At 64.2% G+C, this 757-nt stretch carries 1 protein-coding gene; it reads right to left on the reverse strand.

Annotated features, from left to right (window positions below; all coding sequences use genetic code 11):
- Positions 1–757: GNAT family N-acetyltransferase (locus tag EN994_RS33895; RefSeq protein WP_164746548.1), on the reverse strand; the 757-nt coding region annotated here is incomplete at both ends.

The following is a 757-nucleotide window of genomic DNA, read 5'->3' on the forward strand; positions in this document are numbered from 1 at the left end:
GATAAGCGTAGGCACGGCCGCGGTGGTGAAATCCGTAATAGGCACCGATGGTCCTGTCATCGATCGCGAGCAGCCAGCATCGCACCAGACCATGAGCATCGAGCAAGGGAAGCGAGAGCCGATGGAATTGCTCGACGGCGGGGTTGGCCAACACACCCCCTCCGTGTTCGGCCCATCGCACATTGTGCAGGCGGATCAATTGATCGAGGAAGGTTTGCGGACTGCCGTTTGCCGATGACAGCGCAATCCGGCCGCATCTTGATGCCGCCTGGCGCGCCCGACGCAACTGGCGTCTGCGTCTTGCGGGGACGCAGCCTGCCAGCGTTTCGTCGCCGGCGATGGCGAGCACGGGGCAGGCGGCATGGGCGGTCGGCCGATCCATCTCGGGATGCTTCATCGCAAGGGCGACGCTGTCCTGCGGCAAGTCCGACAAGATCCATTGCGCCCACCCGATCGAGAAGATCGACTCGCTGATAATGCCGACAACCTCGGCTTCGATCCCAGGGACAGCCAGGATGTCCAGATAGTCGCTGAGCGAAATGCCGACCGGAAGCAGCTTCGAACCGGCCGTCCCGTGCTCGAGATAGAGCGGCGCCAGCCCGACCAGATCGCCGCCGCGCCAGACCGCGACTGTCGCCAGTTCACCGGGTGCGAATGCGTGCCACCATGGCACCAGCCAGGCGGGAGATTGAAACGGCGTCGCCGAGGGACTCTGCTGCCACAGTTTCCACCAGTGCGGCGTCAAGGCGTCGAACTG

The organism is Mesorhizobium sp. M7A.F.Ca.CA.002.09.1.1 (assembly GCF_003998555.1).
Lineage (GTDB): Bacteria > Pseudomonadota > Alphaproteobacteria > Rhizobiales > Rhizobiaceae > Mesorhizobium > Mesorhizobium ciceri.